8 protein-coding genes are annotated in these 16259 nt (G+C 50.1%); 5 read left to right on the top strand and 3 right to left on the bottom strand.

Annotated features, from left to right (window positions below):
• The first annotated feature begins 46 nt into the window (after positions 1 to 46).
• Together ACJJIB_RS12830 and ACJJIB_RS12825 are read left to right on the top strand one after the other, a co-directional pair.
• Positions 47 to 2281, top strand: coding sequence for an acyl-CoA dehydrogenase (locus tag ACJJIB_RS12830; RefSeq protein WP_444886345.1), 2235 nt, complete (start codon positions 47 to 49; stop codon positions 2279 to 2281).
• A 24-nt stretch (positions 2282 to 2305) separates the two neighbouring features.
• Complete coding sequence (locus tag ACJJIB_RS12825; protein WP_444886344.1) at positions 2306 to 4510, top strand: acetyl-CoA hydrolase/transferase C-terminal domain-containing protein; 2205 nt, start codon at positions 2306 to 2308, stop codon at positions 4508 to 4510.
• Positions 4511 to 4520: 10 nt separating this feature from the next.
• Here ACJJIB_RS12825 and pta read toward each other — a convergent pair whose 3' ends face one another.
• From pta to ACJJIB_RS12810, 3 genes are all read right to left on the bottom strand, one after another.
• A complete protein-coding gene (pta, locus tag ACJJIB_RS12820; protein WP_444886343.1) occupies positions 4521 to 6683 on the bottom strand; it encodes a phosphate acetyltransferase in 2163 nt (720 codons plus the stop codon).
• A gap of 2 nt (positions 6684 to 6685) precedes the next feature.
• Complete coding sequence (locus tag ACJJIB_RS12815) at positions 6686 to 7894, bottom strand: acetate kinase (protein ID WP_444886342.1); 1209 nt, start codon at positions 7892 to 7894, stop codon at positions 6686 to 6688.
• A gap of 260 nt (positions 7895 to 8154) precedes the next feature.
• Positions 8155 to 9753, bottom strand: a complete 1599-nt coding sequence (locus ACJJIB_RS12810; RefSeq protein WP_444886341.1) for an isocitrate lyase — start codon at positions 9751 to 9753, stop codon at positions 8155 to 8157.
• Positions 9754 to 9867: 114 nt separating this feature from the next.
• On the opposite strand from ACJJIB_RS12810, the gene ACJJIB_RS12805 reads away from it, so the two are divergent.
• The 3 genes from ACJJIB_RS12805 to ACJJIB_RS12795 all read left to right on the top strand — a co-directional run bounded on the left by ACJJIB_RS12805 (position 9868) and on the right by ACJJIB_RS12795 (position 16252).
• Entirely contained in the window at positions 9868 to 10803 is a 936-nt protein-coding gene (locus tag ACJJIB_RS12805; RefSeq protein WP_252081803.1) for a LysR family transcriptional regulator, read from the top strand.
• A 189-nt stretch (positions 10804 to 10992) separates the two neighbouring features.
• Positions 10993 to 13167, top strand: coding sequence for a malate synthase G (locus ACJJIB_RS12800; protein ID WP_444886340.1), 2175 nt, complete (start codon positions 10993 to 10995; stop codon positions 13165 to 13167).
• 901 nt (positions 13168 to 14068) lie between these two features.
• Positions 14069 to 16252, top strand: a complete 2184-nt coding sequence (locus ACJJIB_RS12795) for an FUSC family protein (RefSeq protein ID WP_444886339.1) — start codon at positions 14069 to 14071, stop codon at positions 16250 to 16252.
• Positions 16253 to 16259: the final 7 nt, after the last annotated feature.

The following is a 16259-nucleotide window of genomic DNA, read 5'->3' as shown; positions in this document are numbered from 1 at the left end:
TAATTGGCGGGGTAGTGCACCGCTAGGGATACTGCGGAAGGTAAAAATGAGCGAGTTGCGCAAGAAATTCTTTACCAAACCCCTATTGAACATCATAAAGAGGATTTTACCGCCAATATCTCAAACGGAACGGGAGGCAATGGAGGCCGGAGAAGTTTGGTGGGATGCTCAGCTACTCTCCGGAAAACCGGACTGGAAGCAACTACTCGATATGGGACCGCCGGAGCTGAATGAGGAGGAACAGGCTTTTCTCGATGGGCCTGCCGAAGAGCTCTGTAAAATGATCAATGATTGGCAGATCAGTTTTGTCGATCACGATATCCCAGAGCATGTTTGGGAGTTTCTGCGCAAAAATCGTTTCTTCGGCATCATCATTCCCAAAAAATATGGTGGTCTCGGCTTTTCCCCTACTGCGCATGCAGAAATAGTCACCAAAATTTCTACGCGGAGTAACACCGTCGGCGTCACTGTGATGGTGCCCAACTCCCTTGGGCCGGGAGAATTGCTGCTCGCTCATGGCACCCAGGAGCAAAAAGACTATTATTTGCCCCGGCTTGCCGATGGCACGGATATTCCCTGTTTTGGCCTCACCAGCCCCCAGGCGGGCTCTGATGCGGCATCCATGATTGACCGCGGAGAGGTTTGTTACGGTGATCATCAGGGGGAAAAGGTCTTGGGGATGCGTGTCAACTGGCACAAGCGGTATATCACCCTGGGGCCTATTGCCACGGTCTTGGGGCTCGCCTTTAAGTTGTACGACCCGGAGCATATTCTCGGCGATAAAGAGGAGCTGGGAATTACCGTGGCACTGGTTCCTACTGATACAGAAGGCGTGACTATTGGTCAACGCCATCTCCCGGCGATGCAGGCCTTCCAAAATGGTCCCAACTGGGGAAAAGATGTCTTTATCCCTATGGAGTGGATTATTGGAGGTCAGGAGAATGTTGGCAAAGGCTGGGAAATGTTGATGAGCGCTTTGGCTGCTGGGCGTGGCATCTCGCTTCCCTCGCTCTCTACGGGCGGTGCTAAAATGGCGGCGAGGACCACTGGTGCCTATGCGCGTATCCGCGAGCAATTCAATGTTCCTGTAGGGCGTTTTGAAGGGGTGCAAAGTCGGCTGGCGGAAATCGCCGCTATCGCTTTCGTGCTAGATAGCGCCCATAAGACAACCACCAGGGCATTGGATGATGGACTTAAGCCGGCGGTAATCACCGCAATTATGAAAGCCAGTGCAACAGGGGGGCTGCGCCAGGCTATTGATGATGCCATGGATATTCATGCCGGTAAAGCCATCATGGATGGCCCACTGAATTACCTGGGTAATGCCTATCGTGCGGTACCCGTGGCGATAACGGTAGAAGGGGCCAATTTATTGACCCGCAGCTTAATGATCTTTGGCCAGGGTGCAATTCGCTGCCACCCCTACATACTTGATGAAATGCTCGCTGCTGAAAATCCCGATGAAGAGGAGGGGCTGGAGCAACTGGATCATTTGCTCCCCAAGCATATGTGGTTCCAGTTCAAGACACTATTGCGAGGAGTATTTCATGGTTGGACCGTGGGGCTCTTTGCCAGCAGCCCTCGCAATGTTGGAGGCGCGGCCAAGTATTTTCGTCAGATCAATCGCTACTCAGCTGTGCTGACACTGGTGACAGAGGTCTCGCTGATCACCTTGGGCGGTGAGTTAAAAAGAAAAGAGCTGATATCCTCCCGGCTCGGCGATGTGCTTAGCCAGCTTTATCTGTTGAGCTGTACTCTCAAGCGTTTCTATGATGATGGCAATCCCAAAGATGATTTACCGCTGCTGGAATTCGCCATGCGTGATGGTTTGCATAAAATCGAAGTTCAGTTGCTGGAAGTTTTTCAGAATTTCCCGCGCCCATTTTTTGGACAGTTGATGCATTTTCTGACTATGCCCTGGGGGCATAGTATCCATACTGCTTCAGATCGACAGGCGCGAGCATGTGCCGAGTTGCTGTTGAGTCCCTCCAAAACCCGAGACCGTTTGACCCGTGGTGTTTTCCTTGGCAATCCTGGCGATGGAGTTGAAATTGTCGAGCAGGCCTTCAACAAGGTATGTGCCTCTGAGCGTGCACGAGAGAAGTTAAAAAAGGGGGGTATTCGCACCCTAAGTCGCGAGTCGGTGGAAGAGGGGTTGCAACGTAATCTCATTAGTGATGAAGAAGCGGATGCTCTTCGTGACGCCGCTGATGCAGTGGATAAGGCTATCCAGGTCGACCACTTTGATCATTTGGCCAGGGTGGTGGGAAAAATCCAATAGCCTTGTGAGAAAAGCCTGATTTCCATGGAAGTTTCTCCTGATAATGTTCCCCAGCGGTTTACCGGCGCCGAGGAGTGTATCGATGCTCTGTTACGCAGGGTCGGTAAAAAGATTGTGCTGGGGTTACCCCTCGGATTGGGAAAAGCCAATCACTTTGCCAATGCCCTCTACGCGCGTGCCGCTGCAGATCCTTCTATTTCTCTGACCATTTATACCGCCCTGACCCTTGAGCGACCCAGGGGGGACAGTGATATCACGCGCCGTTTTGTACAGCCTTTACTGGATCGCCTTTACAGTCACTATCAGGATCTTGGTTATGTGACGGCAAGGAGGCAAGGGCAGCTTCCCAATAATATTGAGGTGATAGAGTTTTTTATGGAGCCCGGTGCTTTGCTGGGTAATCGCTATGCTCAGCAACATTATGTCAGTACTAATTATACCGAGGTGCCCGAAGATCTCTTGCGCAATGGGATCAATGTGATCGCGCAAATGGTGTCCCCCTCCCCGGCGGGTGGCAAATACAGTTTGAGCTGTAATCCGGATCTGACCCTGCCACTTTTAAAGCTGGCCTCCGATCGCAAAGGGCAATCGCTTTTTTTACTGGGAGAGGTAAATCATCAATTACCTTATATGCCGGGCAGTAGTGAGCTTGCGGAAGGCGCTTTCGATTTTTTGTTAGAAGGTAACCAGTTCAATACCCCATTGTTTGCCGCTCCTGCAATGCCGGTGAGTTTTACCGAATACGCTATCGGTTTTCATATTGCCAGCCTGATAGCTGATGGTGGTACTTTACAAGTGGGTATCGGGGCGCTCGGCGATGCGGTGTGTCATGCCTTGCGCTTGCGTCACAAAGAGAATCCGCTCTTCACCCGCCTGCTAGATGAGTTAGCCGATTCGGAGTCATTCGCATACCGAAAAAACCTCCCCCTACAAAAGGCGCCCTTTCAACAGGGGCTATATGGTGCCAGTGAAATGGTTCCCCATGGCTTTTTACTTCTGCGTAAGGCGGGGGTTTTAATCCGTGAAGTGTTTGCTGATGCCGCACTGCAGGAGTTGCTGGATTTGGATGCGATCACCCATACAGTGAACGAGGAGACTCTGCTCGCTCTGAAAAAGAGAGGGCGTATCCACTGTCCGTTAACCCCTGATGACACCGCGTTTTTGCAGCGTTTTGGTATTGTGGATCCAAGTTACAGCTGGCGCGGCCACAAGTTGTTAACACCTGATGGCGAAGAGGAGGAGTGTGACCTGCACAGTGAGCACGGCCGTCGACGATTGATAGGCAGTTGTTTGAACAACAAACTTAAAGGCGGTATTTGGTTGCACGGTGGATTTTACCTTGGCCCTGAGGTGATGTATCGAGAGTTACGGGATCTAGCCCCCATTGAGCGGGCCGGTATCGATATGACTTCTATCGATTTCACCAACGATCTGCGCGGCCAACAAATGCTGAAGCAAGTCCAGCGCAAACACGCACGTTTTGTAAATTCAGCCATGATGGTGACATTGGGCGGAGCCGTTATTTCTGATGCTTTAATGGATAATCAGGTAGTTAGTGGTGTTGGAGGGCAATACAATTTTGTTGCCCAGGCGTTTGCACTGCCTGGGGCCCGCTCCATTATTGCCCTGCCGAGCACACGCGTTCGCGACGGAATTTGTGAAAGTAATATTGTCTGGGAATACCCCCACACCACTATACCTCGGCACTTGCGTGATATTGTGGTAACTGAATACGGCGCGGTGGACCTGCGGGGTAAAACAGATCGGGACGTGATGGTTTCCATGCTCAGTATTTGCGATACACGATTTCAGGCAGTGTTGCTGGAGCAGGCCAAATATGCAGGCAAAATCGAAAAGGACTTCACTATTCCGGCAGCGTTTAATCGAAATACCCCGGAGCATATTGCCGAGGTCTTTTCCGATGAAAAGTCCCTCGCCATGTTGCCTTACTATCCGCTGGGTACGGACTTTACCGATGAAGAGGGATGGCTGGCTGTCGCACTTCAACAGTTGAGAGCGGCTGACCGCAGCTGGTGGCGAATGCTGATAACGGTGATCAAGGGGCGTAGAATGTGGCGGGACAATTCTGATCAGTTCGCGTTTATCCATCGCTGTCTGGAGCGGATGGGTTGTGACCATTCGGATACCTATGAGCACCGCCTGGAGGCCTATGTTATTGCCGCCGCGCTGCATGAATATATTGACCTTCGCCGTCCCCTCTGTGGATAGAGGCCAGTTATTATTTAGTTATATGTGATTGATGTTGCTGGGCCTGAATAGCGGTAAGTGCAATGGTGTAGACAATATCGTCCACCAGGGCACCGCGGGAAAGATCATTCACCGGTTTGCGCAGCCCCTGCAACATAGGCCCAATACTGACTAAGTCCGCACTGCGTTGTACTGCTTTATATGTGGTGTTGCCGGTGTTTAAATCAGGGAAAATAAATACGGTGGCGCGGCCCGCGACTGGGCTCTGTGGCGCTTTCTGCTCAGCCACATTTTTTATCAGCGCCGCATCGTATTGCAGTGGTCCATCAATAATCAGCTTGGGCCTTCTCTGCTTGGCGATTTGTGTGGCTTCACGCACTTTATCTACGTCTAAGCCGGTTCCTGAGGTGCCGGTGGAGTAACTGATCATTGCTACTCGGGGTTCTATCCCAAAAGCCGCTGCGGAGTCTGCCGACTGGATGGCGATCGCAGCCAATTGGTTGGCGTTGGGATCCGGATTGATGGCGCAGTCTCCGTATACCAGTACCTGCTCGGGTAGAAGCATAAAGAAAATTGAGGAGACAAGCTCTTCACCTGGAGCGTTCTTGATCAATTGCAGGGCGGGGCGGATGGTATTGGCGGTAGTGTGAATAGCGCCTGAAACCAGGCCGTCCACTTGGTCTAGGGCCAGCATCATAGTGCCCAAAACGACATTGTCCTGTAGCTGTTCTTTCGCGACCACCTGAGTGAGGCCTTTATTTTTACGAAGAGCTACCATGGGCTCTACATACTCTTCCCTGACATCTTCGGGCTTGATGATTTCTACTTTTTTACTGAGCCTGAGGCCCTGTTGCTCGGCGATTCGCTGGATAGATCCCGGTCTCCCCAGCAGTATCGGTTGTGCAATTCCCCGTTCTGCACAGGCCAGAGCTGCGCGTATAGTACGGGGTTCTTCCCCCTCTGGAAGCACAATGCGTTTTAGTACCCGGCGGGCCATTTCTGTTAGGTGGTAGCGAAATGCTGGGGGTGACATCCGCCGTGGTCGCTGGGAAACCTGGCTTAAGGATTGCACCCAGTTTTTATCCAAGTGGCTGGCAAAAAAATCCTGTACCCGGTTTACTCGCTCGCGGTCATCTGCGGGAGTGCGCAGGTTGAAGGTTTGTAACTCCATCACGGTATGCCAGGTGTTGGAGCTGACTAACATTACCGGCAGTCCAGTCTCCATGGCCGGTGTGCAAAGTTTGTGTACCCGGCGATCCAGTCGGTAGCCCCCGGTCAGCAGCAAACAGCCAATTTTCACACCGTTCATTGCTGCCAGGCTGGCTCCTACCATAACATCGGGCCTGTCAGCTGAAGTGACCAGTAGGGCACCTGAATTAAAGCGATGCAGCATATTGGCTAGGGATCGCGAGCAGAAGGTTACGCTGCGCAAACGGCGGCTCTCTAGTTCTCCGCGATTGATCAGTTGTGCATTGAAATGCCGGGCCAGATCCAGCGCCCGGGGGGCCAGCAGCTGCGCATTCCAGGGGATGGCGCCAACGATGCGTAGAGGAATTTTACGATACAGATCCTTTCGGTTGACAGCTTTGGTACAGGGCTCCTGTTGAGCGCCTACCGAGATAAAGTGGCCACCAGGTGGGTCGGTTATGCGGGGAGGGGCATCCAGCTTATTGATAATGCAGCCTACCACCGGGTTGGATGGGCCCTCACCAAACGGTTGCATCGCATACTGCAGACGCTCTGTAAGCTGGCGAATATCACCTGTGTGCAGGCTGGCAACCAACACCACTTCCGCATCCAGGGTTTTTGCCATCTGGCAGTTCAATTGGTCAGAAAATTGATTCTGCCTTCCGGGTAAAAGTCCCTCCACGACTATTACATCCGCAGTTTGAACGCTGCTGCGGTAGCGGGCCAAAATTTTCTCCAGTAGCTCTGTGGTACCACCTGCGGAGATCATAGTTTCAGCTTCTTGTGCGCTGATTGAACGAGGAATGTCTAGCTTGGTAGTCTGCCGCAATATCTCTGTGGTTCTCTCGATGGCGCCGTCGCGGGAAGGTGCTTCGCTGACAGGTTTGAAAAACTGGGTTTCTACGCGGTTGCGTTCAAGTGCCCGTATTAAGCCCAGGCTTACCGATGTAATACCCACACCCACATCCAGTGGAATCAGCATTAGGGCGCGCGCGTTGTGGGGCATGTTTATAGTGCCCTGTTCGCTAAGCGGATGGTATCTCGAGCAATAACCCAATCTTCACGGGTGGGTATCACAAGGATATCCGGTGTTCCGTCTCTGGATATCTGCCCTTCAGAACCGAAGCGAATGTCTTCATTGCGCTTATTGTCCAGCTGGTAGCCGAGCTGGCTGAGCCAACCTATCGTTTCTCGCCGCACCCAAGATGAGTTTTCGCCAATACCCCCGGTGAATACCAGCGAATCGACGCGCTTTAGTGGCACTGTGTAGGCTGCAATATATTTGGCCAGCCGATAACAAAATAGCTTCAATGCCAAGCTAGCACCGGCATGGCCTTTGCCCATAGCTTCTTCCAGTTCACGACAGTCATTGCTTAGCTCGGATATCCCCAGCAGGCCGCTGTTGCGATTCAGTAACTGTTCGAGTTCCGCTAGGGAATAGTCCAGTGCCTCTCCCAAATGAAGTAATAAACCAGGGTCTAGGTCCCCGCAGCGACTGCCCATTACCAGCCCTTCAAGAGGAGTCAGCCCCATACTGGTATCCACGCTCTTTCCGTTTTTAATGGCGCACAGGGAAGCGCCATTGCCGAGATGAGCGGAGATCACATTAATTTTGTCTGTGGGCGTTTTCAATATTTCGGCGCTGCGCTCACCGATGTAGCGATGACTGCTGCCATGCATACCGTAGCGGCGCAGTTGGTGATCCCGATACAAACTGTAGGGCAGTGCATAGAGGTAGGCGTAATCCGGCAAACTCTGGTGGAAGGCGGTATCGAAGACCGCCACCTGCGGCAACTCTGGGAAAGCGAGCAGTGAGGCCTGTATACCTTGCAGGGCTGCAGGGTTGTGTAGTGGCGCCAGTTCACAGCAGGCTCTGATAGCTGATACCACGCTGTCATTGATCAGCGTGGAATCTGCGAACTGTTCGCCACCATGGACTACCCGATGCCCGATAGCCCGAAGCTGCCCGCGCAACGCTGACCAGGGGCCGTCGAATCGCTTTACCAACGCTCCGATAACACCTTCGTAGTCATCCCCAGGGGAGAGCTTCTGTGTTCCTTCTTTTTCATCGTGCAGCCAAGAGAGTGCTGCTGAGGATGATCCCAGGGCATCGGCTTGGCCTTTTAAGCGTTCCTCACCAGTTTCTGGGTTAATGATGGTGAACTTTAAAGAAGAGCTGCCGCAGTTGATGGTCAGTACAAGGCTTGGGCCAGACATAGGCGGTGCGCACCTTAGCGTGTATACCCTAAGGCTAGCTAATATGGCGCAAAAGTCTTTGAGAAAAGGCAATAAGATTGGGAGCAAAAAAAAGGGCCGCGATTGCGGCCCAAGTTCAAAATGCAGAGATAAAAGCGCAGTTTGCACAACTGTTCTTCTTCGGCGGAATCATTGTCCTGATCAATTTGAACAGGAGAGAATCCCTGAAGAAAAAGGCGGCTTGCGCCGCCTTAGATCTACCTGAAAGGTATAAGAGCGATTTAACCGAACTGGTTCATGGTGTTGTCTTTACCGGCAGCCTTCAGTGCCGCTTCACCAGCAAAGTACTCTTTGTGGTCGTCGCCGATGTCGGAACCAGCCATGTTCTGGTGCTTAACGCAGGCGATCCCCTGACGGATCTCTTTACGCTGAACACCTTTCACGTAGCCCAGCATGCCTTGCTCACCGAAGTACTCTTTGGCCAGGTTGTCGGTAGACAGGGCCGCAGTGTGGTAAGTCGGCAGGGTGATCAGGTGGTGGAAGATACCGGCTTCGCGAGCTGCATCGGCCTGGAAGGTACGGATCTTCTCGTCAGCAGTTGCGGACAGCTCAGTATCGTCGTACTCGGCGCTCATCAGGTTGGCGCGGTCGTAAGCGGATACGTCTTTGCCTTCTTCAGACCATGCATCGAATACCTGCTGGCGGAAGTTCAGGGTCCAGTTGAAGGATGGGCTGTTGTTGTAAACCAGCTTCGCATCGGGAACCACTTTACGGATTTCGTCCATCATGCCGCCGATCTGGCGAACGTGGGGCTTCTCGGTTTCGATCCAAATCAGATCGGCGCCGTTCTGCAGAGAGGTGATGCTGTCCAGGATGCAGCGGGCTTCACCGGTGCCTTTGCGGAACTGGAACAGGTTGGAAGCCAGGCGCTTAGGACGCAGCAACTTACCTTCGCGGTTGATTACAACGTCACCATTGGCCAAATCAGAAGCTGCGATTTCTTCACAGTCCAGGAAAGCGTTGTACTGGTCGCCCAGATCACCCGGCTCTTTGGTCACGGCGATCTGCTTGGTCAGGCCTGCACCCAGGGAGTCGGTACGGGCAACGATAACACCGTTGTCTACGCCCAGCTCCAGGAATGCGTAGCGAACTGCGCGGATCTTGGCCAGGAAGTCTTCGTGAGGAACGGTGACTTTACCGTCCTGGTGACCACACTGCTTCTCGTCGGAAACCTGGTTCTCGATCTGGATACAGCAAGCACCCGCCTCGATCATCTGCTTGGCCATCAGGTAAGTGGCTTCTGCGTTACCAAAACCGGCATCGATGTCGGCAATGATCGGCACAACGTGAGTTTTGTGGTTGTCGATCTTGTCTTGTACTGCTTTCTCGGCTTCTTTATTGCCGGCTTCGCGGGCGGCATCCAGCTCGCGGAACAGGTCGTTCAGCTCGCGGGCATCGGCCTGACGCAGGAAGGTGTACAGTTCGTTGATCAGGTGCGCAACAGAGGTTTTCTCGTGCATAGACTGGTCGGGCAGAGGACCGAATTCACTGCGCAGAGCGGCGACCATCCAGCCGGACAGGTACAGGTAGCGACGGTCAGTATTGCCTTCGAAGTGCTTCTTAATAGAAATCATCTTCTGTTGGCCGATGAAACCGTGCCAGCAGCCCAGGGATTGGGTGTACTTGGAGCTGTCTTTGTCGTAGTTCTCCATGTCAGCGCGCATGATATTGGCGGTGTATTTGGCAATATCCAGGCCGTTCTTGAACTTGTTCTGGGCGCGCATACGGGCAACAGATTCGGGATTGATAGCATCCCAAGTGCCGCTTTTGCTGTCACGGAGCTTAGCTACCGCGTCGATGTCTTGAGTGTAAGTGGACATGACAGTGTTTCCTTAAAACGGTGACTGCGATTAGGTGTTGAGTATCTTAGGAGGAGTGGCATAATTTGCCTAATTTATTGATTTTATTTTCACTATCGATCTGGCAAATGTTGTATGCAACTGGAAAGAGCTGACCTGAACCTGCTGGTATACCTGGATGTGCTGCTGCGCGAGCGCAATGTGACTCGAGCGGCCAACTACTTAGGGCTGTCCCAACCCGCAATGAGCAATGGCCTGAAACGCCTGCGCGAACTCTTTGACGACCCTCTGCTGGTACGCACCCGAGAGGGCATGATGCCCACGGAGCGTGCCCTTGAACTTCAGCCGATGGTTCGTGAGGCGCTATCCAGCATTGACCGTGTGATTCAGCCCAATAGGGATTTTGATCCCGCCAACACCCGGCGTACCTTTCGCATTATGGCCAGTGACTATGCCGAATCCACGTTGATCCCGCCCCTGCTTAAGCAGCTGAGGGATGGTGCTCCAGGAATCAGCCTGGATATCATGACGCCCAGCGATGTGAGCTTTGTCGATGTGGAGCAGGGTAAGGTGGATATGGTAATTAACCGTTTCGATAGTATGCCCCAGAGCTTCCACCAAGCTACCGTATGGCGCGACAGTTTCTCTTGCATGATGCGAGCGGATAACCCTATTCTCGAAGACTACAATCTGCAGAGTTACTTAAAGGCTCAGCATATATGGGTGAGCAAGACCGGCATGGGTGTGGGGGTAGGAGTAAACCCAGAGGATGTGCAACGCTTGGGCTGGGTGGATGAGGCTATTGGCAAATTGGGGGAAAAGCGGGATATCTCGGTTTTCACACGCCACTACCAAGTGGCTATGCTGTTGGCCGAGCAGAGTGACCTGATTGTCACTGTGCCCACCCGTCTGGCACAGCTTGCCAGCGACAATCCCAGAGTCGTGCGCAGGGATCCGCCGTTGGATATCCCTCCTCTTGAGCTAAAAATGGCTTGGAGCCCACTTTTACAGCAGAGCGCACCGCACCGCTGGTTACGGCGCCTGATCCTGGATATTGGTCGGGCTCTATGAGTGACCCCTTAGTAAGGAATCATGCGCCCTGCGGGTGAATATACAGTTCTCTTGGCAGTGAATCATGCGTCATCCATTTTCATAAAAATTTGATCTATGAATAGTGGAAATTGTGTCTATAAATTAGCGGTATGCTGAAATGGCTGTTTAGAATGCCGTAATTCCAACAATCAGTGAGAGGCCCAGGGTATGACGGAACGAGTCCAAATCGGTGATCTACAAATCGCACCAGAGCTTTACAACCTGGTCTGCGAGGAGGTGATTCCAGGAACCGGGGTCGATGCCGATAAGTTCTGGGCTGGACTCGATGCGATTGTCCGCGAACTGGCGCCAGTCAATCGCTCCCTGCTGGAAAAACGCGACGAATTACAGGAAACCCTGGATCGCTGGTACACCGAAAATCCGCAGGGCTTCCTCGATCTGGAAGGCTACCAGACCTTTCTGAAAGAAATTGGCTACTTGGTGGATGAGCCCGCTGAGTTCAGTGCTTCCACTGAGAATGTGGATGAGGAGATCGCCACTCTCGCCGGTCCTCAGCTAGTGGTCCCGGTGATGAACGCCCGCTATGCACTGAATGCCGCAAATGCCCGCTGGGGCAGCCTTTACGATGCCCTCTACGGCACTGATGTGATCAGCGAAGAAGGTGGAGCGGAAAAGGGCAGTGAGTACAATCCGGTGCGCGGAGCCAAAGTGATTGAATATGCGCGCAGCTTCCTAGATCAGTCTGCTCCATTAACCTGTGGCAGTCATAAAGAAGCCGTCCAATATCGTATTAACGGCTCTCTGCTGGAAGTTGTCCAAGCCAATGGCGATATTGCCACCTTGAAAGACGGCACTCAGTTTGCCGGTTACCGCGGTGACAGCGAAGAACCCTCGAGTATTTTGCTCAAGCAGCACGGCCTGCACTTTGAAATTCAGGTGGATCGTGAAAGCCCTATCGGTAAAACCGATGACGCGGGTATTAAAGACGTCCATATGGAATCTGCATTGACCACCATTATGGACTGTGAGGACTCCGTAGCGGCAGTCGATGCGGAAGACAAGGTTGTGGTTTATCGCAACTGGCTCGGCCTGATGAGAGGTGACCTCAAGGAAACCATCAATAAAGGCGGCAAGACTTTTGAGCGCAAATTAAATGTCGACCGTGAATATATTACACCGAATGGTAATCAGCTAACCCTGCCGGGCCGCAGTTTGATGTTTGTGCGCAATGTTGGCCACCTGATGACCAACGATGCTGTTTTATATGGTGACGGCCAGGAAATTCCGGAAGGTATTCTCGACGGAATGATTACCAGCCTGATCGCTCTACATGATCTACGCGGCAATAACGAGATCAAGAACTCTCGTGAAGGAAGCATCTATATCGTAAAGCCGAAGATGCATGGCCCGGAAGAGGTGGCTTTTGCCAACACGTTGTTTAATCGTATTGAGGATGCCCTCGGCCTGCCGCGCCACACGGTGAAAATGGGTATTATGGATGAGGAGCGGCGTACCACGGTAAACCTCAAAGCCTGTATTGCCGAAGCCAAAGAGCGCGTGGTCTTTATCAACACCGGCTTCCTGGATCGCACAGGAGATGAAATTCATACCTCTATGCTTGCCGGCCCCATGATTCGCAAGGGAGATATGAAGCAGTCCACTTGGATCAACGCCTACGAAGAGTGGAATGTGGATGTGGGTCTCAATAGCGGTCTCAAGGGTAGGGCGCAGATTGGTAAAGGTATGTGGCCGATTCCAGATCAGATGTCAGCGATGATGCACGCCAAGCTCGCACATCCAATGGCTGGTGCGAATACTGCTTGGGTACCATCGCCCACGGCGGCAACTTTACATGCACTGCACTACCACAAGGTCGATGTGAACCGTCGACAGGAAGAGATTCAGCACCGCCATCACGCCAAGCTGGAAGATATTCTCACCGTACCGGTGGCCAAAGACACTAATTGGAGTACTAAAGAGATTCAATTGGAGTTGGATAACAATGCTCAGGGCATTCTCGGCTATGTGGTGCGCTGGGTTGAGCAGGGGGTAGGTTGCTCCAAGGTGCCGGATATTAATGATGTCGGTCTGATGGAAGATCGCGCCACCTTGCGAATTTCTTCACAGCATATTGCCAACTGGCTCAAGCATAACATTGTTAGCGAGAAGCAAGTGCGCGAAACCATGGAGCGTATGGCTGCAGTTGTGGACCGCCAAAATGCCGGTGATGCCAATTACAACAATATGGCTCCAAATTTCGATAGAAGTGTTGCCTTCCAGGCCGCTTGTGAGCTCGTATTTGAAGGTTGTGTACAACCAAACGGCTACACTGAGCCGGTTCTACATCGTCGCAGGCGTGAGTTTAAGGCTTTGAATGGTTGATTTCTGAGCTGGATTGTTTCTTAAAGGCCCCTCAAGGGGCCTTTTTTATTGGATCTGTGGAGTATCATTTAGCATGCCCAACAGTAGATAGTAATTAATATTCCGATAGAATTCCGTGCTTGAAGCTGATAAGTGACATGGCTTTGCTGTTGAACAGTAAAGGATGGAGAGTGTTGTCATAGTGACCTCCTCCTATTTAGTCACTCTGGCTGTACAAAGTGCCGCCCTACTAGCCACCGCAAATACTCGAATTGATAGATTGTTGGCGCCACTGAGGCAATCGTCCAAGCTGTTTGTATCATTTAATTTCGGCCGCTTACAGAGGGAGTAAAGTATGGCCCATCTCCCCATTCTTTGACTTAGCAGGTACTCAATTTTCAAAGTGTATGGTTATGACACGATGGCGCGCAATCAAGTGAAGTAAATGTTAAGTAGGCAAATGCTGGGCTGATTGCTTTAGGGTACCTCTCTAACCAATCCTGATTTTATTAAGCGGTTAAAGAAAGGTATACCGCTCAATAAATTTGATAATACAATTTTCCTTAGGGGATAAAAAGCCTATACAAATTATCTCTTTGCCTATGCCCAAACTACAGGCTATAAAAAGAGATTGACGGAAAGCCTTAGGCTGTGAGACGAGCTTTTAAATACGAACTTCATTTTTTCGTTTATAACTTATGTCGTATGTTGGGATATAAGTTTTCAGTGATCTTCGCTGACGCTCATACTTTATTGGCACTTTAAAATACGCTTTGTGCGTGCTGTATCTATAAGTGTATCCCTGATTTAGTTGCTTTCTTATATGCCATACTTCCTCCTGCCAACCTAAAAATTACATGCCTTGTAATCATTAGGGTGTCAAAAGCTTGTCGCTTTATCGTGAAAATACTCGGAGATAACATTGTACCTGTCTCGCAATGCGAAAGAGTCAATAAAAATTGCGCTGGCTTTGGTAATTGTTTATGCCATTGCAATGGGTATCAATTGGGAAAAACCTTTTTGGGGTGCATTTGCCGTTATTGTGTGTAGTCAGGCAAACTTGGGGCAGTCGTTAAATCGTGCCATTTTGTGGATGCTGGGCACTCTGTTTGCACTTCTAGGCGGCTGGATAATCGTCGCATCATTCCCTCAAGATCGATGGCTTTTTATGATTGCGCTATCGGTATGGGTTGCGGGCTGCGTTTATATCCTGCAAAGGTCAAAGCGTCAGTATTTTTGGATGACCTGTGGCTACGTTATTTTGATGTTATGGGATGCGACTGGTGGTGATTTATCCCTTTCTTATGAGGAAGGGATATTCCGTATTCAGGAATCTTTACTGGGTATTATTGTATATGGGCTTGTAGCTGTTTTGATCTGGCCAAATTGTAGCCGCGAAGAACTGCATGAAGCAGCGGTTTCCCTGTTAGATATGCATCGTGCTTTTGCAAATAGATGTTTTTTAAGAATTCAAGATCGAAAGAAAGTTAAAGTCCTTAGAGATAAGCGAGTTGAACTGTTAAGGGCAGATACACGCTTGCGTACAGCTATTAATGATGCCAGTTCTGATAGTTATGAAATCTGGGAGTGCCGTAGGCAGTGGAAGGCATTTGGTCATCGTACAACAGCGGTAACACAGTCATTACTTAAATTAGAAGAGAGTTTGGCTCTATCCAGTGATTTGGGGATTATGAAGTTTCTTTTGAATATGAATGACTATTTGGAAGTTATGAGAGGGCGATTTAAGAGAGTTAGATTTGCCATTGCTGAAGATGAGGTGGCTGGAGATGCTCGGGAGAGGGTGGTTAGGGGGGACGTTGAAAAAGTAAAAAAGGAGCTGTCAACTCCAGAGACTGCCGCAATAGCTGTAACCAGGCGTTCTTTGAATGATTTGGAGGTGGAAACCCGGGCACTAATTAATGCTGTAAATGATCTAAAAAGCCTGGAATTTTCCAGTTCGAGTACTTCAAGTGAACGTGAAGAATACTGGTTTGGATTGTTAATGCCTGATCCTGATAGGCTGGCTAATGTGGTTCGCGTACTAGTGGGGATCTGGATATCTTATTTAGCTTATTTATTTGTTCCAGATATGATAGGCGGGCTGCTTGTTGTACTTTTAATTACAATTATAGCAATCATAGCATCTGTAAGTCCACAAATTAACTTATTTAAATCTTGCATATATACAATTCTCGTATGCTTGATGTCCGCACCTCTTTACTTTTTAGTTATGCCAAAATTGCAAGGCTTTTATTCGTTGGGTTTAATGGTATTTTTTTGGACTTTTACTATTTCCTATTTTGCGAATCGAATGTTTGGTGCGCAGTCAATGATAAGAACCTTGGCTCTCCTCTTTCCGCAAATTATTTTCAATTTCAATAATTATCAGACTTATAGTTTTGTCGTTTATACAAATTACATATTTGTGTTGGCGATTATTTTTTGCATACTGGCGGTATCTAGAAATATCCCGATTTCCTCTCATCCTGAAAAAAATTTCAAAAAAAATGTGAATCGACTCCTTGATAGCGCTGCGCGTTTGGTGGTTGAAGGCGATTTGCCGGCCTTAACAAGACGCTCAATATTTCATCGCCTTTATGTTTTATATCATTTAAATATCGTTGTGATTTCGCATGAGAAGATCCTTTACTGGAAAGAAGGTATTGATGTCAATAATGTTAAAGGTATGTCGGGGGATCAAATGCGAAGGGTAATTGATTTACTTATGCTGATTGCTAATCAGGTTAAGATTTTGTATGGAATTGATCACTCAAAAATGAAACTTGTTGCAACCAAAAGTATGCTGCGCGAGGTGTTTATCTGGAGATCTCTCGCAGGAAAAATATTGTTTTACTTGTCAGGGGAACAGCGAAATATAAACATCAAGTCTTTACGAAGAGGTTATAGGCGTATATTTGATAGAGTAAATGTGGATGTTGGAGGGCTGATGGAGCTCTGGGGAAATGATGAGGAGACTGCAAAGGGGGTTTCCAACTTTTTGTATTTTTTGGGTGTTACCCACTGTATTAGCAATTACCTCGATGAGTTTTATAAGTTATCAGAGTCCGTAGATTGGAAATATTTCTGTGAAGAAAGATGTTTATGATTCAAAT

The sequence above is a fragment of the Microbulbifer mixtoriginis (SeqCode) genome (assembly GCF_052467705.1).
The sequence above is the reverse complement of the archived record's forward strand: the minus strand, read 5'-3'. Positions and strand labels throughout refer to the sequence as shown.

Bases quoted from the DNA above. Each gene is read 5' to 3' on its own strand.
- ACJJIB_RS12830 (WP_444886345.1), top strand. From the start codon at position 47: ATGAGCGAGTTGCGCAAGAAATTCTTTACCAAACCCCTATTGAACATC.
- ACJJIB_RS12825 (WP_444886344.1), top strand. From the start codon at position 2,306: ATGGAAGTTTCTCCTGATAATGTTCCCCAGCGGTTTACCGGCGCCGAG.
- pta (WP_444886343.1), bottom strand. From the start codon at position 6,683: ATGCCCCACAACGCGCGCGCCCTAATGCTGATTCCACTGGATGTGGGT.
- ACJJIB_RS12815 (WP_444886342.1), bottom strand. From the start codon at position 7,894: ATGTCTGGCCCAAGCCTTGTACTGACCATCAACTGCGGCAGCTCTTCT.
- ACJJIB_RS12810 (WP_444886341.1), bottom strand. From the start codon at position 9,753: ATGTCCACTTACACTCAAGACATCGACGCGGTAGCTAAGCTCCGTGAC.
- ACJJIB_RS12805 (WP_252081803.1), top strand. From the start codon at position 9,868: ATGCAACTGGAAAGAGCTGACCTGAACCTGCTGGTATACCTGGATGTG.
- ACJJIB_RS12800 (WP_444886340.1), top strand. From the start codon at position 10,993: ATGACGGAACGAGTCCAAATCGGTGATCTACAAATCGCACCAGAGCTT.